We start from the raw sequence: 22,944 nt of genomic DNA, 5'->3' as shown, positions 1-22,944 counted from the left end.
ACAGCCGATCCTTACTTCTGGGCCGCAGGTTCGGCCTTGGTCGCCGATGCCTGTTCGCCTGCGGGTTTGGCCGGAGCGGCATTGCCGGTCTGCGCAGCCGGTGCGGACCAGGGCTCGGGCTTCACGGTGGCGCCCGGCGCGGTCTTCTGGAAACCTTCCGCCACGACGCGGTCACCGGCATTCAGGCCGGTGGTGACGACGAAGCGATCGCCGACCGCGCGGCCGACCGTGATGCGGCGCTGCTCGACCTTGTTGTCGGCATTGACGACAAGCACGTTGGCCTGGCCGCCGGTGTCACGCTGCACCGCCTGCTGCGGTACGGCGAAGGCAGCGCGCTGGATACCCTGCTGGATCTGCACGCGGACATACATGCCCGGCAGAAGATCGCCGTTCGGGTTCGGGAACTCGCCGCGCAGGGTTACCTGACCAGTGCTTTCATCGACGGCTGCTTCGGAAAACAGCAGGCGGCCGGGAAGGGGATAACGGGTGCCGTCATCGAGGACGAGATTGACTTCGGCCTCGTTCGGGCCGGTCATCAGCTGGCCGTCCTGCAGCGCCTTGCGCAGACGGATCAGGTCCGCCGCCGGCTGGGTGAAGTCGGCATAGATCGGATCGAGCTGCTGGATGGTGGCGAGATTTTCCGAGTTGGAAGAGCTTACCAGCGCACCTTCGGTAATCAGCGCGCGGCCGATGCGACCGCTGATCGGGGCCGTGACATTGGCATATTGCAGATTGAGCTTGGCTTCGTTCAGCCCTGCTTCCGCAAGAGCGATATCGGCATCGGCCTGGGCGAGAAGTGCTACGGCATCATCGTAATTCTGGGCGCTGGCGACATTCGACTTGCGCAGCTGTTCCTGACGATCGGCCGTCTGGCTGGCCTGAAGGCGAACGGCCTTGGCGCGGGCAAGCGTTGCCTGGGCGCTATCGACCCGCACCTGGAACGGGGCCGGGTCGATCCGGTAGAGGACGTCGCCCTCCTTGACCTGCGATCCCTGCTCGAAAACACGTTCGACGACGATGCCCGATACCCGCGGGCGCACTTCCGCCAGACGGGTCGGTGCGATACGGCCGGGAAGCTCATTGGTAAGCGGCAACGCTTCCGCCGCCATGGTCACGATGCCGACTGCGGAGGGAGGAGGGGTCGGCTTGGCCTGAGCCTGGCTCTGCCCCTCCTTCTGACACCCTGCCAGCATCACGAGTGCGGACAGAAAAAGCGCAGTGCGCGGCGTCGTCGTCTTGGGCATCAGGCGGCTCCGGAAATTTATGGAAGAAAGGACTGTGATTTACATACAAGCCTATACGTATGTAAACGGCAGGCAAGCAAATTGTGCAACGCAATATAGCGGTAGATCAATAGGGGGAGGGGCTCGGCAACGGCCGCAGCGGCGGCCTTGGTGCTGCCACAGTGCGGGTATTGATCCTTGAGAAAACCCAGGTCTCTTTGTTCGCATGTGGTGGCGGACAGGCGCTAAAAATCGCCATCCCACGCATGTCGAACATGGTTTTTGCATATATATTTCAATATATTATGTGAAGACACGGATGTCGTTCCCGTCACCGTCGTGAGCGGTGCCCAGTTGCATCTTATTGTTCACGCAGAGAGGGTCGGCAAGGGGACTGCGCAGCCTGCATTGCTCTATCTCAACGCTGGTCTCACATTTTCGCGAGAAGAGCTGCGACAGTTCAACGCAACGGCAGTGAGCATCGGATGATGTGGCGCGAAACCGTTCAGCCTCTTAGGTTTCGCCGCCCCTGCAATCCATGTCACGAGGAGCTGTGACCCGTGCAAATGCCGGGCACTCCGCAAGAGCCGACTTTTATCTCTTCCAAACGACTCAAAGCGCAGCATGTGGGGCGAAGACCGTGCTGATTCAACAAAGGAAATTCCAATTAAGCGTCTGATTATGCTTCATAAATTAAATATCACGTAACTAAAATTATGGAACATTTTATAGCGGGTGCAAAACGACTAACTCACCGCCCCACGCAAGGCCAGCGACGCAGCAAAGGTGCAGCATCAGGCTGCGACTGGAAGGTCAGCGGCCATCAGCAGGCCGGCCAACTCGGCTCAGCCCAAGAGGACGGGCAGGGGACAAGACGACTGTTGGGACTCGGAGCTGAGGCCTGCGGAGGCATCGGCAATCCCGGAACGATGGCAGGCCCGAAAACCGAAAGATTTTCGTCCAGACGAAAACTGTCCGAAGCCTGTCAGTCAGGCTTTCTCACCGCATCCATCGCTTCGCCGATTGCATAATAATGGCCGCCGGCGACGTGATGCAGGCTGCGCCATTCCGGGCCGGCAGTTTCGAAATGCCAATGGCCATTGCGAAAAACACGGTCGTCGGCCCATGCCTCCGTCACCTGGCCCAGGAACAGATCGTAGGCATCCTCGATATGCGGCTCGCGGATGAGTTCGCAGGCGAGCCAGGCGGAGCAGCCTTCGACGAAGGGCAGGTCGTGGCCCGGAATGTCGAAGAGGGTGGCCCCGGCAGCGGCAAGCTTGCCGGGGTCATCGTAAAAGCTGTGTGTGCCGAGATCTTCCGTCAGCTGCAGCTGGGCGACATTAGGCACATGCACAACGAACTTTCCGCTCGCCTCGACCAGCGAGCGGGTATGGGCTATCCGGTCTAGAACGACCGTCAGCTTGGGTGGATCGAAATCGAGCCCACAGCACCAGGCGACGGCCATGACATTGTCGACCCCGCCATGCCGGGCCGAAACAAGCACGGTCGGCCCGTGGTTGACGAGCCGGGATGCACGGGACAGATCGACTGGCTTGATATGGCCGTTCATGTTGCTTCCGTCTCTCGATCAGATTGTGATCGAAATCCCCCACCAAGCTTTGTCCGTTAGCCGTCGAGACCTGTCGCCACTACGGAGACGCGGAATTTTCCGTCCAGCTCCCGGTCGAAGATGGCGCCGACGACGATATCGGCCTCGGCCTGCACTTCGTCACGAATGCGGCTGGCGGCCTCGTCGACTTCGAACAGCGTCATGTCGGAGCCGCCCGAAATCGAGATCAGCACGCCACGCGCACCCTTCATCGAAATATCGTCGAGGAGCGGATTGGCGATCGCGGCTTCCGCGGCATGCAGCGCGCGGCCGTCGCCCGAGGCCTCGCCCGTGCCCATCATCGCCCGGCCCATGCCGCGCATGACGGATTTCACATCGGCGAAATCGAGGTTGATCAGACCTTCCTTGACGATCAGGTCGGTAATGCAGCCGACGCCCGAGAAGAGCACCCGGTCGGCGGTCATGAAGGCATCGGCAAAGCTGGTATTGGCATTGGCGATACGGAAGAGGTTCTGGTTCGGGATGACGATGACGGTATCGGCGGCTTGACGCAGCGCCTCGATCCCGGCCTCTGCCGTTTTCATGCGGCGATTGCCTTCGAAGGAAAACGGTTTTGTCACGACACCGACCGTCAGGATGCCTGCCGAACGCGCGGCATGGGCAATCACGGGTGCGGCGCCCGTACCAGTTCCGCCACCCATACCGGCCGTGACGAAGCACATATGCGCGCCGGCCAGATGGTCCATGATCTCGTCGATCGATTCTTCCGCGGCGGCACGGCCGACATCCGGCAGCGAGCCTGCACCAAGTCCCTCGGTCACCTGCGCGCCGAGCTGGATGCGCCGCGACGCCTTGGACGTAGCCAGAACCTGCGCATCGGTATTGGCCGCGATGAAATCGACACCACGCAGGTTTTCCGAAATCATGTTGTTGATGGCGTTGCCGCCGCCGCCGCCGACGCCGATTACGGCAATATGCGGTCTGAGCCCGGTTATGCCGCTCTTTTCGTCCGTCATCTTCTTCCTTCCAAGCCTTGCGCACTGCTGCCCGCGAGAGGCAGCGAATCGTCTGCGAAACTAAACGCAGGATCGATGCGAAACCAGCCAAAAGGTTGAACAAGTCATGGCATGATAAGGCGGGCTCGCAATGCCCTTTGCAAAAATTTCGCCTGACGACTCATCCGGGATATTTTCGCCACAGGCCTGATCCTTGAAGGGTTACGGCCTGCCGGGACGGGCAACCGCCTTACCCGCTGGACTGGCGTTATAGCGGAAAATGCCCGGTGAAAGAGTGGCTTGGGCGGCAGACCTTTAAGCAGGACGCGAGAAAAAATGCCGGTCACGCAGATGTGACATTTCGTCTCGCAAAGCCGCTTGGCGTCGAAAAACCCGTATGCATCGCCTTTACCCGCCCGGTTTCGGCAAGAGCCGGACTTTTCAGGGGAATTGTCGGAATTGATGTCGCTTGAAACTAATATGAGCGGGGCGTATTCGTATTGGACGATCGCAAGATCTGAAGAACCGAAAGGATCAACATCATGAAATGGACTGCACCGAAGTTCGTTGAAGTCACCTGCGGAATGGAAATCAACCGTTACGCGCCGCCGGATGGCGACGAACCTGTCCTGTTCTAATCAGCAGAGCACGAGATCATGACCGGAATCCGGTTTCTCGTGCTCGGCGCAGCCGCTGGCGGCGGTTTGCCACAATGGAACTGCAATTGTTCCAATTGTGCCGCCGCCCGCGACGCTTCCTCCGGCCTGTCACCGCAGACCCAGTCATCCCTCGCTGTCAGCATCGACGGAAAGAACTGGGCGGTTTTCAACGCATCGCCGGATATACGCCAGCAGATTTTCAACTCCCCCCAGCTTCACCCCCAGTCGTTGCGGCATAGCCCGATCAGAAGTATCGTGATCACCAATGGTGATGTCGATCATCTCGGCGGTCTTTTGACCGTGCGCGAAAAGCAGCCGTTCGACCTGTTTGCGACCTCCGCCATCGAGACGGTGATCGATGCCAACCCGGTATTCCGGGTGCTCGATCCGGATTTCGTCAAGCGCCGCACCATTCGTATCGACGAGAGCTTTCCGGTTCTCGACGGGCTCGAAGCACGGATATTCGCTGTACCTGGCAAGGTCGCGCTCTATATGGAAGAAGGAGAGCCGGAACTCGGGCTCGAGGGCGAACAGACGATCGGCGTCGAATTCCAGTTCGAAGGCCGCCGCGCCTATTATATTCCGGGCTGTGCCACGATACCCGGCTGGCTTGCGGATCGCCTTCGCGACGCGGATCTGGTGTTTTTTGACGGAACCGTCTTTACCGACGACGAAATGATCACCGCCGGTACAGGCATCAAGACAGGTGCACGGATGGGCCATATGGCGATTTCGGGAGCGGATGGCAGCCTTGCGATCCTTGCATCCCTGAATATCGGCCGGCTGGTCTATATCCACATCAACAATACGAACCCGATCTGGCGCCAGGGGCCGGAGCGGAAGGTCGTCGAAGCGGCCGGCTTTTCGGTCGGTTATGACGGCATGGAGATCGACCTTGACTGACAAAGATAAGAGCGGGCCGCAGGACCGGGCGGCATTCGAAGCGCGTCTGAGGGCGATCGGCGCGGAGCGCTATCATGACAAGCACCCGTTCCACGGCCTGCTGCATGATGGCCATTGCAACATCACGCAGGTCCGCGCCTGGGTGATCAACCGCTTCTATTACCAGAGCCGCATTCCCGTGAAGGACGCAGCCTTCATGTCGCGTTGCGAGGATGCCGCGATCCGCCGCGCCTGGCGCAAGCGCATCGAGGATCACGATGGTGGCGTCGAAGAGGGTGGCGGCATCCGTCGCTGGCTGAAGCTTGCCGAAGCGGTCGGCCTCGATCCGGATTACGTTGCATCCAATCGCGGCGTCCTGCCCGGCACGCGCTTTGCCTGCGATGCCTATGTCCGCTTCGTGCGCGACATGCCGATGCTCGATGCGGTTGCCGCATCGCTGACCGAATTGTTTGCACCGGCCATCCACAAGAACCGCATTGCCGGCCTGATCGAACATTATGCCTTTGCCAATGAGCAGGCGCTTTCCTATTTCCGCAAGCGTCTCGACGAAGCGCCGGTGGATGTCGCTTTCGGCCTGAACTACGTGCTCGACCATGCCGACACCAAGGAAAAGCAGGATGCGGCTGCCGCTGCCCTGATGTTCAAGACGGATGTGCTCTGGGCACAGCTCGATGCGCTGCATCATGCCTATGTGACGCCGGGCCTGCTTCCGCCCGGAGGCTGGGATGGCAAGGAAGGCGTGATCGGCGATCTTAACCAGCCGGCCCTCAAGGATCAAAAACTTGCCGGGAGTGCCGCGCGATGAGCGATCCGGTTGCAGTACCGGTAACGGCCGAGACGGTGGCAAAGCTGGCCCGCGGCGTGCGGCTGCGCGAGGACGAAGTCCGCGGCCAGACTGTGCTCTTGGCGCCGGAACGGGCACTGGCGCTGGATGAGATCGCGGTCATGATCGTCAAGGCGCTCGATGGCGTACGGAGCCTCGACATGATCGCCGAGGAATTCGCAGCAAAGTTCGAAGCGCCGAAGGATCAGATCCTTGTCGACGTGATCTCCTTTGTCGACGAATTTTCCAAGCGGCGCATGCTGGAGCTGAAATCTTGAACGAACACGTAACGATCAGGCAGCCGGTGGAATGGGAGGGGAAGCCGATCCGCGTGCCTGCCCCGATCGCCATGCTGGCGGAACTGACGCATCGTTGCCCGCTGGCCTGCCCCTATTGCTCCAACCCGCTTGAGCTCGAATCTGTCAAGGCGGAGCTTTCGACAGCAGAATGGATCGACGTTTTCCAGCAGGCTTCTGCCATGGGCGTTCTCCACCTGCATCTATCCGGCGGTGAACCAGCCTCGCGGCGCGATCTCGTGGAACTGACCGCCGCGGCCGCGGCGGCCGGACTTTATACGAACCTCATCACCTCGGGCATCGGCCTCACCGAAAAGCGGATCGCCGAGCTTTCCGACGCGGGGCTCGATCACCTGCAGCTCTCGATTCAGGGCGCAACGCCGGCACTTGCCGACAAGGTCGGTGGCTATAAGGGTGGTTACGACCGCAAGATTGCGGTTGCCGAATGGACCCATGCGGCCGGCATTCCGCTCACCGTCAATGCCGTCTGCCACAAGCAGAACATGGACCAGATCGGCGACATGCTCGATCTCGCCGTCAGGCTCGGCGCCCGCCGCATCGAGATCGCCACGGTGCAGTTCCATGGCTGGGCGGACAAGAACCGCGCTGCACTGATGCCGACCCGCGAACAGTTTTTGAAGACGAATGCCTTTGTCGAAGAGGCCCGCAAGCGCCTCGAAGGCATTATCGTCATCGATTATGTCGGCGCCGACCACCACGCGACCTATCCGAAAGCCTGTATGGGCGGCTGGGGACGGACGGGGATCAATATCACGCCTTCCGGCAAGGTTTTGCCCTGCCATGCGGCGGAGACCATTCCGTCGCTCGTGTTCGACAATGTTCGCGACCGGCGCCTCGCCGAGATCTGGTACGAGGGACAGGCTTTCAACGCCTATCGCGGCGACAGCTGGATGCCGGAACTTTGCCGCAGCTGCGACCGCAAGCATATCGATTTCGGTGGCTGCCGCTGTCAGGCCATGGCCATGGCCGGCGATGCGGCTGCAACGGACCCGGTCTGTGTCCGCTCGCCGCTGCGCACGCTTCTGATGGAACAGGCGGAAGCCGACAGCCGCGCCGAACCGCCGCCTTTCGTCTATCGCGGACGGTAATTCGCCCGCAGCCAAGAGACGGATTTCAGGAATCCGAGAAGCCGAACGGGGCTTCCGTCCGGCGGTAATTGTCCGGCAGGATCTGGCGGCCGATCGGCGGCTCGGCGCGCGACGTGCATGTCGTCCGTTGACAGAGGCTGCAGGCAATGCCGATCGGCGTCGGTGACGACGCCTGTACGTGATTGGCCGCATAGATCAGCTTGTCGGCATGGCGGGCCTCGCAGACGATCGCAACCGCCCGCTCGACAATCGGTATACCAAAACCTCCACCGCCGGAACTGACTGTGCGGGCGATCGAGAAAAACCGCTGCCCATCCGGCAGTTCCAGCCACTGGGTGACGAGCTTGCGGGGCGTCTTGAACACCTGATGCACCGTCCATAACGGACAGCCGCCGCCATGACGCGCGAACGGGAATGTTTCGCTGTTCAGCCGTTTCGAGACATTGCCGGCCGCATCGACACGGATGAAGAAGAAGGGAATGCGTTCCTGCCCCGGCTTCTGAAGCGTCGTCAGGCGATGCGCAATCTGCTCGAAACTCACGCCGAACTGTCTTGCGATCAGCTCGATATCATATTTCCGCTGCTCGGCGGCGCGGGCGAAGGCGGCGTAAGGCATGATGATCGCGGCGGCGCAGTAGGCGGCAAGCGCCCGGTGCGCAATGCGCTGCGCGTTCTCGCTTTCAAACGTGCCTTCATCGAGTGCAGCGCGCAGTTCCCGGTCGAATTCGAGATAGGCAATCTGCTGTGCCAGCTGGAAATTCTGACTGGAGACATCCAGAGTTTCATCCAGCAGGATTTCCTTGCGATGCCAGTCGAGGCGCCGGAGCGAGCCCGTCATCACATCGGACGGCATGCGCCGGACCCGCAACTCGTGCCGTTCCTTGAGATAGGCGGCAAACCCGCCTGCATCTGTTATTTTCGCGGAAAGCCGCTCTGCCACGACGTCCAGTGCGGGAAAACAGTTGCGGCGGGCTGCAAGGAAATGGCGGACCTCGGCAACCGGGTCGCTTGCGAATGCGCCATCCGCAGCAGCGCCACGCTGTCTTCTGTCCGCCAGCGCAAACTGGGCTTCCCGATAGGCGGTGTGCAGCCGGAGCATGGCCTCGGTAAAGCCCGGAAAACTGTGGGCCGCATCGGCGATTTCCAGGGGGCCGCAGTCGATATCGGCCAAAAGCGGATCGCGCATCACACTGTTGAGGCGGGCAATCGTGTCAGGCCCCGACTCTTCCGCGAAGGAGGAAAAGTCGAGCTTGTAGGCCTTTGCCAGCTTCAGAAGCGTTTCAGCTGTGACAGGCCTCTGATTGCGCTCCATCAGGGCGATATAGGATGGCGAGATTTCGAGATCCGAGGCCATGCCGGCCTGCGTCAGCCCGAGATCGCGGCGCAAGCGCCGCAGGCGCGGGCCCAGATAGACACCCTTTTCCACGTTTCTCCTCCCGTGAAAGGGCATTACAACATTACAAGCTATTCTTGTAAAGTTTGACAACGTGACTTCGACGGGCATCGCCGCAGTGCGAAGAAGGGCCTAGATTTCTCCCATCGAAACATGACTTCGGGAGGAAAAATGTCATATCAGGCCCTCGTCGATGACGCACAGGCGCTCATCCGCAACAACAGCAAGTGGAACGGTATCGCCGCCGAAGCGGTCGCCCGGATGCGGCTTCAGAACCGGTTTCAGACTGGGCTCGAGATCGCGCGCCATACGGCCGCCATCATGCGCCAGGACATGGCGGCCTACGATCGCGATCCTGCCAATTACACCCAGTCGCTCGGGTGCTGGCATGGCTTCATCGGCCAGCAGAAGCTGATCTCGATCAAGAAGCATTTCGGCACCACGAAAGGCCGCTATCTCTACCTTTCCGGCTGGATGGTCGCGGCATTGCGCTCCGAGTTCGGGCCGCTTCCGGATCAATCCATGCACGAGAAGACCAGCGTTCCGGCCCTGATCGAGGAGCTCTACACGTTCCTGCGGCAGGCGGATGCACGCGAACTTGGCATGCTCTTCCGCGAGATCGACAAGGCCCGCACGGCAGGCGACGGGATCCGCGAGCGCCAGCTCCAGCAGGCCGTCGATACCTATCAGACCCATGTCGTCCCGGTTATCGCGGATATCGACGCGGGCTTTGGCAATGCGGAGGCGACCTATCTTCTCGCCAAGAAGATGATCGAGGCAGGCGCCTGTGCTCTCCAGATCGAGAACCAGGTTTCCGACGAAAAACAATGTGGCCATCAGGACGGAAAGGTCACCGTTCCGCACGAGGATTTCGTCGCCAAGATCCGCGCCATTCGTTACGCCTTTCTGGAACTGGGCGTCGATGACGGCATCATCGTTGCGCGGACCGATTCACTCGGCGCGGGCCTTACCAAGCAGATCGCGGTCACCCGCGAAGCCGGCGATATCGGTGACCTCTACAATTCCTTCCTGGACTGCGAGGAGATCGACGATGCGACAAGCCTCAACGGCGATGTCGTCATCAATCGCGGCGGCCGGCTCATGCGTCCGAAGCGGCTGCCTTCGAACCTGTTTCAGTTCAGGCCGGGTACGGGTGCCGACCGCTGCGTTCTCGACTGCATCAATGCGCTGCAGAATGGCGCCGACCTTTTGTGGATCGAGACGGAAAAGCCGCATATCGAACAGATCGCCGGCATGGTCGACCGCATCCGCGAGGTCGTTCCGAATGCCAAGCTTGTCTACAACAATTCTCCGTCCTTCAACTGGACGCTGAATTTCCGTCAGCAGGTCTTTGATGCCTGGAAGGAGGAGAGCAGGGATGTCTCGGCCTATGACCGGGCAAGGCTGATGGGCGAGGATTATGACAGTTCGGAGCTTGCACGCGAGGCGGACGAGAAGATCCGCACGTTCCAGCGGGATGCCGCCAAACGCGCCGGCATATTCCATCACCTGATCACGCTTCCGACCTATCACACGGCAGCACTCTCCACCGACAATCTGGCGCGCGATTATTTCGGCGATCAGGGCATGCTCGGTTACGTCGCCAACGTCCAGCGTAAGGAGATCCAGCAGGGCATCGCCTGCGTGAAACACCAGAACATGGCCGGCTCCGACATCGGTGACGATCACAAGGAATATTTCGCCGGCGAAGCCGCGCTCAAGGCAGGTGGCGAGCATAATACGATGAACCAGTTCGCCGCCTGAAAAGCGCAGCGAATCTGCGGGGAGGCGGAAGCTCCCCGCCATTTCTCAAGCCCCGTTATTTCTCAATCATGGAGGAAAAAATGCTGGAAGATATCGACACCCCGAAGACCATCAGCCCCGAGCGCACCCGCGCCGTCTTCTCCAACGAGGACTTCAAGCTCATTCGCACGGCGATCCAGAGCTACATGCAGGAGGTGGCGGACCAGCCGGAATCGAAGAAATATTCGAACCTCTACCATCGCCTCGGCCGGCTCGCCTGACCAATCCTCCCGACGGACGAAGGCCCTTCTGCTCCGCGAATGGAGCAGGAGGTTTTTTTTGATTATCGCTCTATCCGATTGCCCACCGGGTCATTTGCTCTCGGCGTGGCCGAGAACATGCATCAGCCGGTTGGCCCAGCCGAATATGGAAATGGCGTGGATGAGATCGATGATTTCGGCATCGTCCATGCCGACCGACCGCAAAGCGGCAATGTCCTCCTGCGTCGCCTCGGACGGCGCGGCGGACAGGCGGCGGGCAAAATTGTAGATCGCTGCATCGCGCGGGCCGAGCTCTTCCGGCCGCTCGAAATAGAGAGCGGTCACCACATCGTCGCTCTTGGTCAGCTCCGCATGCCGGCGCGCGTGGACGACGGCACAATATTTGCAGCCATTGACGATCGAGGCGCCAAGCGCGCCCAGTTCACGCGCAGGTTTGTCGAGGCCGCCATCGACATACATGATCGCATTGAACAGCACGGTGCGGGCGACATAGCTTTCGGGATCATGGGCGAGGGTACGCACATATTCCGAAACCTTCTTCGCCGACGGCGTGACCTTCATCGCTTCGAGCTGCTCCGGCGTGGCTTCGGAAAGCTCCACCGGTGCAATATGGGGATGCCAGGTCAGCGGCTTGAGACGGACCGAGGAAATCATGCGGACCTCATCAGGCTGAGACCGGTCGCGACGCGCACCTGGAAATTGACGAAGGCGATCAGTTCGGAAAGCGCGACGATCTGCGGATTGCTGAAGCCCGCCGCTGCGAGCCTGGCGATATCACCTGCCGTTGCCTTGATCGGCTCGAGCGTGATCAGGTCGACATGCCGGGCGATCGTCGCCAGTGGCTCTTCCAGATCCGTCGCGCCATCGGCAAGAGCGATGATCTGCGGCGTCGGTTCCAGCGCCAGAAGCTGTGCGCGATAATCGGCGGCCAGAGTTTTATGGGCATTCAGTTGCGCCATGCGCAGGCCGAGAGCCAGGCGCAGATCAGCACCTAAGCCTTGATCATTGGCCGGATGCAGCACCGAGGCGCGGCAGATTTCCGTACCGTCAACGAATTCCGGCCTGAAACGGCGCGCCTTGAAGAGCGCGTCTTCCGGCGTCAGGCCAACCAGCCTGTCCATATCGTCGAGAACATCCGTCACAACGCGGTTTCCTTGTGCAGCAATGGAGTTGAATCGGTCCATTCGTCGCCCTGGAGTTCAGGCGTCTCATAGGCGACGAGATTGGCGAAATGGGTCTCGACATCCTCGGCGAACAGCGATGCGGCAATGCCGCGGACCAGCCGTTCGGCGCCGGCGCTGACGGCCGGGATATCACCGGACACCTTGCCATGTGTCAGCATGGCGGCATCGTTGAAGCAGTGGATATGGGCGAGCATCGGGCAGGAGCCGGGAACAAGTTCCTGGAATTCGAAGGCCGGACCGAGATCGGGCGCCTCGATCATGCTTTCGCGCGGCAGGCCCATATCCGGCTGATAACGACCGTCCTTCCAGCTGCGAATATGGCGCGCCAGCACCTCGAATTCCGGACGCCCTTCGAAATCGTTTGAAAAGCCGGTTGCGGCAATCAGGAAGTCGTAATGCAACGGCCCCTGTGTCGTTTCGATCAGCAGACCGCCCTTGTCTTCGCAGACGGAAAGGATGCCGCAATCGAGCAGGAAACGGGCATTGGCATGGCGTGAGACACGCAGCGTCGAGGAACGCGGCGGCGGCACCTGCGTGGCGGCATTGTAATCGCCGAATTTCCATTTCCACGCATCCGGCAGATGCGCCATGCCATGTACGACGCCCTGGCTGCCGATACCGGTCATCTTGTTGATGCGCGGCATTTCCTTGCGCCGGATCAGAAGATCGACGGCGCCGGCACCGGCCTCCAGTGCGGTCGCCGCATTGTCCATGGACGAGGCACCGGCGCCGATCACGGCGATCTTCTTGCCCTTCAGCGCATCGAAATCGATCTCGTCGGCGGAATGGGCCCAATAGGCGCGATCAACGGCTTTCAGGAAGTCGGGAGCGGCAAAACCGCCAAGACCCGATCGTCCGGTCGCAAGCACGAGGCGACGCGTCAGCACGCGACCGGTTTCCGCCCCTTCCAGATCGATCGCAATCAGGTCTCCGGCCTGCGAAACTCCGGTCAGGCGCACATTGTTACGGACCGGCAGGTTCAGGACGTAGCGATACCAGACCAGATAGTCCATCCACTGGGCCTTGGGAATCTTGTCGAGGTCCGCCCAAGCTTCCGTGCCATACTGGGCCGTGAACCAGGCGCGAAAGGTCAGTGGCGCAAGGCCAAGCGCCGGGCCGCTCAGGCTTTTAGGGGAGCGCAATGTCTCCATGCGGGCAAAGGTGACCCACGGGCCTTCAAACCCGGCGGGCGCCGCATCATACGTGACGATATTGGTGATACCGCTCAAGATCAGTTTTGCCGTGGCGGCAAGCCCGCACATGCCGGCCCCGATGACGACGACATCGCGTACCGGGACACCATCGACCGCCCGCGCCGGTACCCAGGGTTTGCCTGGAAGTTCGAGGAATTCCAGATCCTGCCGAAGCCGGGCTTCCAGCGCTTCCAGACCTGCGGATGCGGGCGAAGACGTCACCTGTGTCATGATGGATTTCCGTAATGCTCAAACGGCGGATCGATGATCCGCCAAACAGCGAGCGCCGGCCGTCATAACCGGCGCTCGTCCTTGTTGATAGGCCATGCCCCGATCCGCGTGACGGATCAGTTGGCAGGCTTCATGTCGAAGGCGCGGACCCAGTCGTCGCCGCGGGCCTGCCAGGTGATGCGCTTGGAAATGCCGAAGGTTGCCGGCTGCGCATAAAGGAAGAGGGCGCCTGCCTGATCGCACATCAGCTTGGTGGCATCGGCATAGATCTTCTTGCGTTCTTCGGTATCCGTAGACGCGCGGCCCTTGTCGAGCAGCTTGCCGAAATCGGCATTGTTCCAGTAGTCGTAGACATTGCCCGGCGCAAACATGGTCAGCATGCCATCGGCATCGATGGTTGGCCAGGCGAGGCCCTGAACGGCGATCTGCGCCAGATTGCGTTCCTTCAGCTGCTTGTTCATGAAGGCGCCGAAGTCGATTTCGGTGATCTTGACGTTGAGGCCGACTTCCTGAAGCTGCGAGGCGATCACCTGCGTGACTTCCTCACCTTGGAGGTAGCTGGCCGTCGGGATTTCGATCTCGATCTGCTGCTTCAGATCGACGCCGGATTCCTTCAGCAGCTGCATCGCCTTGTCCGGGTCGTAAGGATAGGCCTTGAGGTCCGGATTATAGCCGAAATAGGCGGGCGTCAGCAGCTGGCAATCGGAAACCGTCGCCTTGCCGTCGAAGATCGAGCCGACGATGCCTTCCTTGTCGATCGCGTAATTGATCGCCTGGCGGAATTTCAGGTTTTCGAACGGCTTTTTCTGGTGGTTGAACTTGCCGAGCATGGTGCGGATCGAGGGGATCGCATCCGCCTTCGCGCGGCCATCGGCATTGATCGTCTTGATCTCGGTGGTCGGCACGCCGGTGATCAGGTCCACTTCGCCGGCCTCAAGTGCCGCGGTGCGGGCAGCCGATTCCGGGATGATGCGGAAGTTGACCGTCTTGAAGTCCGGCTTCGGACCCCAGTATTCCGGGTTGGGAACGAGGGTGATGTGATCGCCCGGCACGTTCTCCTTGATCATGTAGGGGCCGCCCGACATGGTCTCGTTGGCGGGCTTGTGGGTTTTTGCCCATTCCGGCGGCAGCAGGAAGAACATCGACAGCTGGTCGGCAAAGGCCGGATAAGGCGACGAGGTCTTCACCTCGAGGGTCGTCGGGTTGACGACGGTCGCGCTCGAAACGAGGCTGAACCAGCCGGCGATACGGGCGCCGACGCTCTTGTCGAGAACGCGGTCGATATTCCACTTCACTGCGGCCGCATCGATCTTCTCGCCATTGGCGAAATGCGCACCGTCGACCAGCTCGAAGCGCCAGGTATTGGCATCGACCATTTTCCAGCTCTTGGCGACATCACCCTTCAGCTTCAGATCGGGGCCACGAATGACAAGCGCGGGGTAGATATGGCTGATGACGCTGAGATCGGAGCCGACGGATGCGCTCATATGCGGATCGAGCGTATTGACCGCGACGCGGAGCGCAATCGTCACCGAGTCCGTCGTCTGTGCGGAGACCGGCGCGGACATGCCGGCAATGGCCAGGAACGTTGCCCCATAGAGGGCGAGGGCAGTCTTGGTAATGCGCATTTCGGACTTCCTTTATGGAGAGGTGACTGGGATAGGGTCAGGGCGCGGTGCGCGCCAGGAATTCGCGGATGGCGGAAACGACCGTCGCATTGGCTTCCACATGCACTGCGTGATTGGCATTCGGGACTTCCAGAAGCTCAGCTTTCGGAACCTGCTCGGCAATGTAGCGGGAGTGGTTCGGCGGGCAGATCCAGTCCTTGGCGCCGCAGATGACCAGCGTCGGCACATCGATAGTCTTCAGCTGGTCGCGAACGTCGTAAACTCGCTCGGCAAACAGGGCGTTATGGGTTTCGGCATGCAGATGCATGGTCCGCGTCCGCTCGAGCGCCGCGTCGGGATCGAATTCCTCGTAATAGAGCGGCTGGAGCGCCAGCCAGATCAGCCGCAGCTCCATGTCGTCCTTCACCTTGTCGGAAAACAGCTTTTCCAGCATGGAGATGGAGGCGCTCGGCGCCTTGTGCAGCCTTTCCCTGAAGGTGACGAAAGCGTCGTCCTCATTGTGATGGCTGGGAGCCGTGCCTCTCAGGATGAGGCGGGACAGGCCGTGCGGATGGCGCACGGCATAGGTGAGGGCGATCATGCCGCCGAAAGAACCACCCTGGAGAATGATCTTCTTGTCGCCGCAGAAATGCTGGCGAAAGGCTTCGAGATCGTCGGCGAACTGTTCGAAATTATAGGGCGGGGTCAGGCTCGTCTCGCCGCAGCCGCGCTGGTCATAGGCAATCACGCGATAGCGGTCGGACAGCGCCTTGTAGGCGTTGAACTCGCCCTTGCGGTCACCGATGCCACGGCCGCCGTGGAGTGCAAAGAAGACCTCTGCATCCCGATCGCCGATATCGTCATAGACGAATGTCGCCCCGTTGAGCTTCACGATAGGCATTCGAAACTGTTCCCATTTTTTGCCGGGTCATTCTTGCGAACCCTGATCTGTCAAAAATGAGAACACGAAATGGCGCCAATTTCAAACCAAATTTTTGCGCGAATGTTCGAAGCTTTAGAATCAGCGTTGTACGGGGCGGGCGCCGACATGCCTTTCGGTCACCACGCGCAGCCGATCGGCGTCGCGGGTGCGCAGGCATTCGATCATCTCGAAGTGATCACGGGCCGAGCGTTCAAGCTCCGCCGGCGTGTTGCTCGCACGCTGGGCGGAGAGGGGGACGCGCCGGCGCAGATCCCAGATGATCTCGATCATCACCGGGTTCTTGCAGGCGGTGAGCAATTCGCGGTGAAAGGCGAGATTTGCCTCGTCCTGTTCGGGCAGCGTTCCGGTCTTCAGCGTCTCGGAAAAAACGCTTGCCAGATAGGACAGGCGGGCCAGGGATTCCCCGGTAATGTTGGTGATCAGCTCGTCAACGATGGACTTTTCGACGTGGGCGCGGGCGGCGCGGACGTTGTTGGCATAGGCCTGATCGACCGAGGGCACGTAGTAGCCGCGATTGGGAACGCGCTGGACGATCTTGCGCGCCTGCAGCTGTTCCAGGGCGTGTCGCAAGGTCAATCTCGTGCACTGATACCGCTCTTCGAGATCGATCTGCTTGAGCCACATTCCAGGCGCGAGCTTGCCGCTGTAAATGTCGGTTTCGATCTGTTCAATCAGCGGCCGCGGGTCTTTTTCACCGCCGGTATCCGTCGTCTTATCCATATGCCGTTTCCCGCCTCCATCGCCGTCCTCCTGTGATGGGTCGGCTCGTGTTTTGATCTTATCAGCGATTTCCTGCGTTGACACTATCCAAAATTGGCGCCAATCTTGTGACAGATTTCAATTTAACGGTGGTTCATAGTATCGTGGCACAGAGCGCAGTTTCCCGTTACCGCATCGGCGTCGACTCCGGCGGCACCTTCACCGACGTCTGCATTTTCGACGAGACGAAACAGGAAATGTTCGTCTGGAAGGTCTCCTCGACACCTGCCGATCCGTCCGAAGGCATCGCCAACGGCATTGTTCAGGGGCTGCAGTCTCTGCCGGAAGGTGGCGCTAGCCCGGATGCGGTTGCCTATTTCGGTCACGGGACGACGGTCGGCACCAATGCCCTCATCCAGGGCCGTGGCGCAGCATCTGGCCTGATCACCACCGACGGTTTCCGCGACGTTCTGGAAATCGGCCGTCAGAAGCGGCCGGAGCTCTATTCGCTGCAGACCGTGAAGCCGCCGCTTCTCGCCAGCCGCGACATGCGCAAGGAAGTTCGCGAACGTGTTCTGTATGACGGCAGCATTGCCATTCCGCTCAACGAGGACGACGTCCGCAAGGCGGTGCGCGAGCTGAAGGAAGCGGGCATCAAGGCGATTGCCATCTGCACCCTGTTCTCCTTCGTCGAACCCGGCCACGAAAAGCGCATCCGCGAAATCGTCGAGGAAGAAATTCCGGACGCCTTCATCAGTGTCTCGCACGAGATCGCCCCGGAATTCCGTGAATACGAACGTGTCTCGACCACGGTGGTCAACGCCTATCTCGGGCCGATCATGCGCAGCTATCTCGACCGGCTGACGCCGCGTCTGGAAGCAGCCGGCGTGCATGCCGAGCCGCATCTGACCCAGAGCAATGGCGGCGTCATTTCCTGTGATACCGCCAAGAAGCAGCCGGTCCGCACCGTTCTGTCAGGTCCGGCAGCGGGCGTGACCGCCGCGCTTGAAATCGGCAAGGCGACGGGCAGCAACAATCTCATCACCTTCGACATGGGCGGCACGTCCAGCGACGTTTCGCTGATCGACGGCGGCAAGCCGCAAATGGCCAATGACATCGTCGTTCACGGTTATCCGCTGAAAGTGCCGATGCTCGACATTCACACGGTCGGCGCCGGCGGCGGCTCGATCGCCTATGTCGACAACGGCCTTCTGAAGGTCGGCCCGCGCAGCGCCGGCGCCAATCCCGGCCCGGTCTGCTACGGCCTCGGCAATGAAGAGCCGACGGTGACGGACGCCAATATCGTTCTCGGCGTGCTCAACCAGACGCATCTTCTCAACGGCCGCATGAAGATCGATGCGGAAGCCTCGAAGCGCGCAGTCGCACGCCTTGCGGCCGATCTCGGCATCGACGTCATGGATGCGGCACAGGGCATCATCCGCGTCGTCACCGCCAATATGGCCAAGGCAATCCGCGTCATCTCGGTCGAGCGCGGTTACGACCCGCGTGACTATACGATGCTCGCTTTCGGCGGCGCCGGCCCGATCCACGCGGCACGTCTCGCCAAGGAACTGGATATCCCGCGCCTGATGATCCCCAAACATCCGGGCATCATGTGCGCGCTCGGTCTGCTTCAGGCCGATCTTCGCACCAATATCTCGCTGACCCGCATGGCGCCGCTCGCCGCCGCCTCGCTGCAGGCGATCGACGAGGGTTTTGCCCAGCTCAACGAGCGTGCGCAGGAATGGTTCGAGCAGGAAAAGATCCCGGCTGAAGATCGCCGGGTGACGCTTGCAATCGACATGCGTTACGGCGGTCAGGGTTATGAGCTGACGGTCGAGCGTCCCGAAGGTCTGTCCGGTCAGGCGCTGCTCGATGCGATGAAGGCCGGCTTCGAGCGCGCTCACATGCAGCTCTACGGTTATGTCGCGGCAGAAGAGCCGATCCAGATCATCACGCTGCGCGTCGAGGCGATCGGCAATGTGCCGAAGGCCGAGATCAACTCCTATCCGGCCGCAACCGGCGACGTGAAGGCCGCCATCGTCGGCGAACGCACCGTCTATCTGCCGGAGCTCGGCGGCTTTACGCCTTGCCCGCTTTATGACCGCACGCTGCTTGGCCCCGGCCATGTGGTTGCCGGGCCTGCCGTCGTCGAGCAGATGGATTCGACCACGCTCATCCTTCCCAAGCAGTCGGCAACCGTCGACGCCCAGCTCAACCTGATCATCGAGTAAGCGCCATGAACCAGACTGTTCCAGTAACCGGGAAACTGCCTGCCGTTGATCCCGTCACGACGGAAGTGATCGGCAGCGCCCTGTCGACGATCGTCGAGGAAATGGGCAAGGCGATCGTTCGCGCCGCCTATTCGACCAATATCAAGGAGCGGCAGGACTGCTCCACGGTCATCTTCGATGCTCAGGGCCGCACCCTGGCTCAAGCCGAGCGTATCCCGGTTCATCTGGGCTCGCTGCTAGGCATCGGCGAATATGTGATGAACAATTGCGACCTGTCGTCCGTCGAACCGGGCGATGTCTTCATCGGCAACGACGCTCATACGGGCGGCGGCACGCATCTGAATGACATCGTTTTCCTCGAGCCGGTCTTCGTCGAAGGCGAGATCGTCGCCTGGGTGACGAACCTTGCTCACCATTCGGACTTCGTCGACCGCGGCCATGCGCATATCTTCCAGGAAGGCCTGCGCATCCCGCCGATCCGGCTTTATCGCAAGGGCGTGCTGCAGCAGGACATCATGGATCTGATCCTGCTCAACTGCCAGGTGCCGCGCGAACGCATCAACGATTTCCGCGCCCAGATGGCGGCAAACCGCCTCGGCGTGCAGCGTTATCAGGCGCTTTGCGAAAAATACGGCAAGGATGTCGTCGCCGCAGCCGGTGTCGAGGTCCTGAACTATGCCGACCGCAAGACACGTGCCGGCATCGCCCGTATTCCGGATGGCATCTACGAACACAGCTGCCGTTTCGACAGCAACCTTGTCGAAGAGGTCATGGATCTCAAGGTCAAGATCGAGGTAAAGGGCGACGAGATCTTCTTCGATCTCGCCGGCAATCCCGATCAGGTCCGCGCACCGATCAACATGGTGATGACCGCGACGCTGGCAACCGTGTATTTCGCAGTCAAGGCGCTGGTCGACCCGGATATCCCGGCCAATTCCGGCTTCCATCGCGCGATCCACGTTACCGCGCCGGAAGGTACGCTGTTCAACGCTGTAGCTCCGGCCGCCGTCTATAGCCGCACCGATCCGGGCCAGCGTCTCGTCGACCTGATCTTCGCGGCCATGTCGCAGGCGATCCCCGAGGAAGTCTGCGCTGCCTGCACCGGCGGTGGTCTGCTGACCTTCAGCGGTACCCATCCGCGCACCGGCCGCTTCTATGTCTATAACGAGATGTGCGGCGGCTCGATGGGTGCGCGTGCCCATATCGATGGACTGGACGGCGTGCAGGTTCACACGACCAACACCGCCAATATTCCGATCGAGGCGCTCGAATACGAACATCCGGTCATGGTCGAACGTTACGAGCTGGTCGAGGATTCCGGCGGCCCCGGCAAGTTCCGCGGCGGCATGACCATGCGGCGCAAGGTCAAGATCCTCGATCACACGGCAACGATCTCGGCCGGCGGCACCAATGCGGTGATCGCGCCCTGGGGCCTGTTCGGCGGCCAGGACGGTCGGACGACCAATGTAGAACTCGGCGAAGGTGTTGCGCCCTTGAAGAAGCGTGCCGGCATTGTCGGCCCGGGCCAGACGGTGGCGATGGTTGCGTCCTCCGGCGGCGGCTACGGCGATCCGAAGGAACGCGATCGCGATCTTGTCCGCAAGGACCTGCGTGAAGGCCGCATCTCGGAAAAGGCCGCACGGGAGATCTACGGCCTCGATATCTGAGGCTCGACCGGCGCGCTGCTTGACGGTGGCGCGCCAGAACCACACGGCGGATGCAAGCTAAAAAAGGGGAACAGGCATGCGCATTGGTATCGTTGGATGCGGCGGCATCGCGCTCGGTTATGCCGCCTGGCTGGCTGAGGAAGGGCATGATCCCATCCTCTGGTCGCCTTCCGGCAAGAGTGCAGCCGGTCTTTCCGGCCAGGACATCGAAGTCACCGGCGTGTTGGAAACGCGTTTCCGTCCGGTGATCGCCAGCGATCCGCAGGTCCTGGTCGAGCATGCCGAAGTGGTGATCATCGCCGTGCCGGGTTATGGTCACAAGGCGGTGATCGACGCGATCCTTCCCTATGCGAAGAGCTGCAATACCTTCATCGTCAGTGCCCAGCTTTCGTTGAGCGCGCGTTATCTCAAGGAACAGCTGAAGGCGAAGGGCGTCAATTCCAGCGTCATTGCCTGGGCAACGACTGCGCTCATGTCGCGCCGTTCAGGCCCCACCAGCATTTCGATCGGCGGCATCCGCACCCGGCTCGAACTGGCGACCCTGCCGGCCGATAACGGTGTTTCGGGATTGGGCCTCTGCCGCGAACTCTTCGGCGACCGGTTCACCGAGGTTGACGACATCACCGCGATCGCTCTCAGCAATCTGAACCCGCCGATCCATCTCGCCAGCGCGATGTGCAATTTCACCCGCATCGAAAAAGCCGAATACTGGGCCAATTACGATGCCATCACACCCTCGGTCGCCCGCATGATCGAAGTGCTGGATGCCGAAAGACTGGCGGTGGCCGCTGCCTATGGCGTCAAGGTGCGCACGGTCTATGATCATTATTACCTGACCTTCGGCTTCGAGCCGGGCATGTCGCTGGCGGAGATGGCGGCGGCCGTCCATGAAAAGCGCAAGGGACCTCCCGGTCCTACCTCGCTCGACACCCGCTTCATCACCGAGGATGTTCCTTTCGGCATCGTTCCGGTGATCGCACTTGCCGAAAAACGCGGCGTCGATGTCCCGCTTCACAAAGCCGGGCTCACCGTCGTCAACGCGCTTTACGGCCGCAATTTCGAAAACGAGAACGATCTACTTTCATGGGTGGCGTAACTGTCTCCTCCCATGATCTTCTGGAAATGTGTGGCGATGATTCCCGCCAAGGAGCCGACCGGCACAGCCGCCGGTATGGCTTTGAACCGGCAGGGCAGGCGAGATTGCGATGACAGGTAAATTCAAGACAAGTCCGGCGCCGACTGCCGGACGCCGTGAAACGGAAGGCCGCCGATGACGCGCTATCTTCTCGTCAAACTGCTGGAAGCCGTCGTCGCAATCTGGGGCGTCGTGACGATCGTCTTTTTCGTCAGCCGCATTCTGGGTGACCCGACGGTCCTGCTTCTGCCGGTCGGCGCAGGCCCCGAAGAAATTGCCAACCTGCGCACTGCACTCGGCCTCGATGAGCCGTTGTGGCAGCAATATCTCTATTCCCTGCTGGCCATGGTGAAGGGCGATTTCGGCATTTCCTTCCAGCATGTCCGCCCGGCACTCGACGTCGTCCTCGAACGCATGCCGGCAACGGCCTCGCTTGCCGGCCTCGCGCTGATCTTCGGTACGCTGATCGGTGCGATCGCCGGTGCGATTGCCGCGCTGATGCGTGGCACGGTGGCGGAGCTCGTCGTGATGATCGCAGCACTTCTCGGACAGGCAACGCCGACCTTCTGGCTCGGCATCATGCTGATCCTGCTGTTTTCGGTCGAACTCGGGCTTCTGCCGACCGGCGGGGCAGGGGGCTGGGAAAACTACATTCTTCCGGGCCTGACATTGTCGGTCTTCGTCTCGGCTTCCATCGCCCGCCTCCTGCGTTCATCGCTTCTCGACATCATGCGGGAAGATTATGTCCGCACTGCTCGCGCCAAGGGCCTGATGCCGCGCACCGTCTTCTTCTGGCATATCGCCCGCAACGCGCTGATCCCTGTCGTCACGATGATCGGCATTATCGCCGGTGAGCTGCTCGGCGGTTCGGTCGTCATCGAGACCGTTTTTGCATGGCCGGGTGTCGGCCGTGTCATCGTGCAGGCGATCCAGGCCCAGGATTTTCCGGTCATTCAGGCCGGCGTCGCACTGGTCGCTGGCATCTTCGTCGTCGTCAACCTTCTGGTCGATCTGCTTTACGGCGTGCTCGATCCGCGTATCCGTCGAGGCTGAGGC

21 protein-coding genes are annotated in these 22,944 nt (G+C 60.9%); 11 read left to right on the top strand and 10 right to left on the bottom strand.

Translation table 11 applies throughout. The features are described 5' to 3' along the window. Nucleotides 1-11: 11 nt before the first annotated feature. From FHW37_RS01165 to ftsZ, 3 genes are all read right to left on the bottom strand, one after another. Nucleotides 12-1,244, bottom strand: a complete 1,233-nt coding sequence (locus FHW37_RS01165) for an efflux RND transporter periplasmic adaptor subunit (protein WP_145631525.1) — start codon at nt 1,242-1,244, stop codon at nt 12-14. Between the two features lie 964 nt (nt 1,245-2,208). Further along, complete coding sequence (locus FHW37_RS01160) at nt 2,209-2,793, bottom strand: flavin reductase family protein (RefSeq protein WP_145631522.1); 585 nt, start codon at nt 2,791-2,793, stop codon at nt 2,209-2,211. A 56-nt stretch (nt 2,794-2,849) separates the two neighbouring features. Beyond that, a complete protein-coding gene (gene ftsZ, locus FHW37_RS01155) occupies nt 2,850-3,809 on the bottom strand; it encodes a cell division protein FtsZ (RefSeq protein WP_145631519.1) in 960 nt (319 codons plus the stop codon). Nucleotides 3,810-4,330: 521 nt separating this feature from the next. Between ftsZ and pqqA the strand changes: the two genes are divergently transcribed. From pqqA to pqqE, 5 genes are read left to right on the top strand one after another with little or no spacing between them, the layout of a single operon-like run. Next, nucleotides 4,331-4,426, top strand: coding sequence for a pyrroloquinoline quinone precursor peptide PqqA (pqqA, locus tag FHW37_RS01150; protein WP_145631516.1), 96 nt, complete (start codon nt 4,331-4,333; stop codon nt 4,424-4,426). Between the two features lie 18 nt (nt 4,427-4,444). Next, the gene (gene pqqB / locus FHW37_RS01145) at nt 4,445-5,350 is read left to right on the top strand and encodes a pyrroloquinoline quinone biosynthesis protein PqqB (protein ID WP_145631514.1); all 906 of its coding nucleotides are present in this window, start codon (nt 4,445-4,447) and stop codon (nt 5,348-5,350) included. Then, nucleotides 5,322-6,155: a pyrroloquinoline-quinone synthase PqqC gene (pqqC, locus tag FHW37_RS01140; protein ID WP_145631511.1), complete on the top strand. Its 834-nt coding sequence runs from the start codon at nt 5,322-5,324 to the stop codon at nt 6,153-6,155. Before pqqB ends, pqqC begins: the two co-directional genes overlap by 29 nt. Continuing rightward, complete coding sequence (gene pqqD, locus FHW37_RS01135; protein ID WP_145631508.1) at nt 6,152-6,451, top strand: pyrroloquinoline quinone biosynthesis peptide chaperone PqqD; 300 nt, start codon at nt 6,152-6,154, stop codon at nt 6,449-6,451. The genes pqqC and pqqD overlap by 4 nt, the downstream gene beginning before the upstream one ends. Then, on the top strand, nt 6,448-7,578 hold the full coding sequence (pqqE, locus tag FHW37_RS01130; RefSeq protein WP_145631506.1) for a pyrroloquinoline quinone biosynthesis protein PqqE: 1,131 nt from the start codon (nt 6,448-6,450) through the stop codon (nt 7,576-7,578). The genes pqqD and pqqE overlap by 4 nt, the downstream gene beginning before the upstream one ends. Before the next feature lie 25 nt (nt 7,579-7,603). On the opposite strand, the gene FHW37_RS01125 is transcribed toward pqqE, so the two are convergent. Next, entirely contained in the window at nt 7,604-9,004 is a 1,401-nt protein-coding gene (locus tag FHW37_RS01125) for a helix-turn-helix domain-containing protein (RefSeq protein ID WP_145631503.1), read from the bottom strand. A 138-nt stretch (nt 9,005-9,142) separates the two neighbouring features. Here FHW37_RS01125 and FHW37_RS01120 point away from each other — a divergent pair, with 138 nt between their 5' ends. Together FHW37_RS01120 and FHW37_RS01115 are read left to right on the top strand one after the other, a co-directional pair. Further along, nucleotides 9,143-10,735 (top strand): isocitrate lyase, encoded by a 1,593-nt coding sequence (locus tag FHW37_RS01120; protein WP_145631500.1) that lies wholly within the window; start codon nt 9,143-9,145, stop codon nt 10,733-10,735. An 80-nt stretch (nt 10,736-10,815) separates the two neighbouring features. Next, the gene (locus FHW37_RS01115; RefSeq protein ID WP_145631498.1) at nt 10,816-10,995 is read left to right on the top strand and encodes a hypothetical protein; all 180 of its coding nucleotides are present in this window, start codon (nt 10,816-10,818) and stop codon (nt 10,993-10,995) included. A 90-nt stretch (nt 10,996-11,085) separates the two neighbouring features. On the opposite strand, the gene FHW37_RS01110 is transcribed toward FHW37_RS01115, so the two are convergent. The 6 genes from FHW37_RS01110 to FHW37_RS01085 form a co-directional block, all read right to left on the bottom strand. Then, complete coding sequence (locus tag FHW37_RS01110) at nt 11,086-11,649, bottom strand: peroxidase-related enzyme (RefSeq protein ID WP_145631495.1); 564 nt, start codon at nt 11,647-11,649, stop codon at nt 11,086-11,088. Beyond that, on the bottom strand, nt 11,646-12,137 hold the full coding sequence (locus FHW37_RS01105; protein ID WP_246690626.1) for a CMD domain-containing protein: 492 nt from the start codon (nt 12,135-12,137) through the stop codon (nt 11,646-11,648). Before FHW37_RS01105 ends, FHW37_RS01110 begins: the two co-directional genes overlap by 4 nt. Continuing rightward, nucleotides 12,134-13,603 (bottom strand): NAD(P)-binding domain-containing protein, encoded by a 1,470-nt coding sequence (locus FHW37_RS01100; RefSeq protein ID WP_145631492.1) that lies wholly within the window; start codon nt 13,601-13,603, stop codon nt 12,134-12,136. Before FHW37_RS01100 ends, FHW37_RS01105 begins: the two co-directional genes overlap by 4 nt. Before the next feature lie 116 nt (nt 13,604-13,719). Next, nucleotides 13,720-15,231, bottom strand: a complete 1,512-nt coding sequence (locus FHW37_RS01095; RefSeq protein WP_210249253.1) for an ABC transporter substrate-binding protein — start codon at nt 15,229-15,231, stop codon at nt 13,720-13,722. 37 nt (nt 15,232-15,268) lie between these two features. Continuing rightward, nucleotides 15,269-16,111, bottom strand: coding sequence for an alpha/beta fold hydrolase (locus FHW37_RS01090; protein WP_145631489.1), 843 nt, complete (start codon nt 16,109-16,111; stop codon nt 15,269-15,271). 120 nt (nt 16,112-16,231) lie between these two features. Then, nucleotides 16,232-16,873, bottom strand: a complete 642-nt coding sequence (locus FHW37_RS01085) for a GntR family transcriptional regulator (RefSeq protein ID WP_145631486.1) — start codon at nt 16,871-16,873, stop codon at nt 16,232-16,234. Between the two features lie 143 nt (nt 16,874-17,016). On the opposite strand from FHW37_RS01085, the gene FHW37_RS01080 reads away from it, so the two are divergent. The 4 genes from FHW37_RS01080 (at nt 17,017) to FHW37_RS01065 (ending at nt 22,941) form a co-directional block, all read left to right on the top strand. Continuing rightward, nucleotides 17,017-19,086, top strand: coding sequence for a hydantoinase/oxoprolinase family protein (locus FHW37_RS01080; protein ID WP_246690625.1), 2,070 nt, complete (start codon nt 17,017-17,019; stop codon nt 19,084-19,086). A 5-nt stretch (nt 19,087-19,091) separates the two neighbouring features. Then, entirely contained in the window at nt 19,092-20,753 is a 1,662-nt protein-coding gene (locus tag FHW37_RS01075) for a hydantoinase B/oxoprolinase family protein (protein WP_145631484.1), read from the top strand. 76 nt (nt 20,754-20,829) lie between these two features. After that, nucleotides 20,830-21,849 carry an NAD/NADP octopine/nopaline dehydrogenase family protein gene (locus tag FHW37_RS01070; RefSeq protein WP_145631481.1) on the top strand — a complete coding sequence of 340 codons (1,020 nt, stop codon included), beginning with the start codon at nt 20,830-20,832 and terminating at the stop codon, nt 21,847-21,849. A gap of 174 nt (nt 21,850-22,023) precedes the next feature. Further along, nucleotides 22,024-22,941, top strand: coding sequence for an ABC transporter permease (locus tag FHW37_RS01065; protein ID WP_145631478.1), 918 nt, complete (start codon nt 22,024-22,026; stop codon nt 22,939-22,941). Nucleotides 22,942-22,944: the final 3 nt, after the last annotated feature.

The sequence above is a fragment of the Neorhizobium alkalisoli genome, from assembly GCF_007829835.1.
GTDB lineage: Bacteria > Pseudomonadota > Alphaproteobacteria > Rhizobiales > Rhizobiaceae > Neorhizobium.
The sequence above is the reverse complement of the archived record's forward strand: the minus strand, read 5'-3'. Positions and strand labels throughout refer to the sequence as shown.

What these genes read in the sequence shown, in the direction of transcription:
- FHW37_RS01165 (WP_145631525.1), bottom strand. Translation starts at nt 1,244, where the DNA reads ATGCCCAAGACGACGACGCCGCGCACTGCGCTTTTTCTGTCCGCACTC.
- FHW37_RS01160 (WP_145631522.1), bottom strand. Translation starts at nt 2,793, where the DNA reads ATGAACGGCCATATCAAGCCAGTCGATCTGTCCCGTGCATCCCGGCTC.
- ftsZ (WP_145631519.1), bottom strand. Translation starts at nt 3,809, where the DNA reads ATGACGGACGAAAAGAGCGGCATAACCGGGCTCAGACCGCATATTGCC.
- pqqA (WP_145631516.1), top strand. Translation starts at nt 4,331, where the DNA reads ATGAAATGGACTGCACCGAAGTTCGTTGAAGTCACCTGCGGAATGGAA.
- pqqB (WP_145631514.1), top strand. Translation starts at nt 4,445, where the DNA reads ATGACCGGAATCCGGTTTCTCGTGCTCGGCGCAGCCGCTGGCGGCGGT.
- pqqC (WP_145631511.1), top strand. Translation starts at nt 5,322, where the DNA reads ATGACGGCATGGAGATCGACCTTGACTGACAAAGATAAGAGCGGGCCG.
- pqqD (WP_145631508.1), top strand. Translation starts at nt 6,152, where the DNA reads ATGAGCGATCCGGTTGCAGTACCGGTAACGGCCGAGACGGTGGCAAAG.
- FHW37_RS01120 (WP_145631500.1), top strand. Translation starts at nt 9,143, where the DNA reads ATGTCATATCAGGCCCTCGTCGATGACGCACAGGCGCTCATCCGCAAC.
- FHW37_RS01115 (WP_145631498.1), top strand. Translation starts at nt 10,816, where the DNA reads ATGCTGGAAGATATCGACACCCCGAAGACCATCAGCCCCGAGCGCACC.
- FHW37_RS01110 (WP_145631495.1), bottom strand. Translation starts at nt 11,649, where the DNA reads ATGATTTCCTCGGTCCGTCTCAAGCCGCTGACCTGGCATCCCCATATT.
- FHW37_RS01100 (WP_145631492.1), bottom strand. Translation starts at nt 13,603, where the DNA reads ATGACACAGGTGACGTCTTCGCCCGCATCCGCAGGTCTGGAAGCGCTG.
- FHW37_RS01095 (WP_210249253.1), bottom strand. Translation starts at nt 15,231, where the DNA reads ATGCGCATTACCAAGACTGCCCTCGCCCTCTATGGGGCAACGTTCCTG.
- FHW37_RS01090 (WP_145631489.1), bottom strand. Translation starts at nt 16,111, where the DNA reads ATGCCTATCGTGAAGCTCAACGGGGCGACATTCGTCTATGACGATATC.
- FHW37_RS01085 (WP_145631486.1), bottom strand. Translation starts at nt 16,873, where the DNA reads ATGGATAAGACGACGGATACCGGCGGTGAAAAAGACCCGCGGCCGCTG.
- FHW37_RS01075 (WP_145631484.1), top strand. Translation starts at nt 19,092, where the DNA reads ATGAACCAGACTGTTCCAGTAACCGGGAAACTGCCTGCCGTTGATCCC.
- FHW37_RS01070 (WP_145631481.1), top strand. Translation starts at nt 20,830, where the DNA reads ATGCGCATTGGTATCGTTGGATGCGGCGGCATCGCGCTCGGTTATGCC.
- FHW37_RS01065 (WP_145631478.1), top strand. Translation starts at nt 22,024, where the DNA reads ATGACGCGCTATCTTCTCGTCAAACTGCTGGAAGCCGTCGTCGCAATC.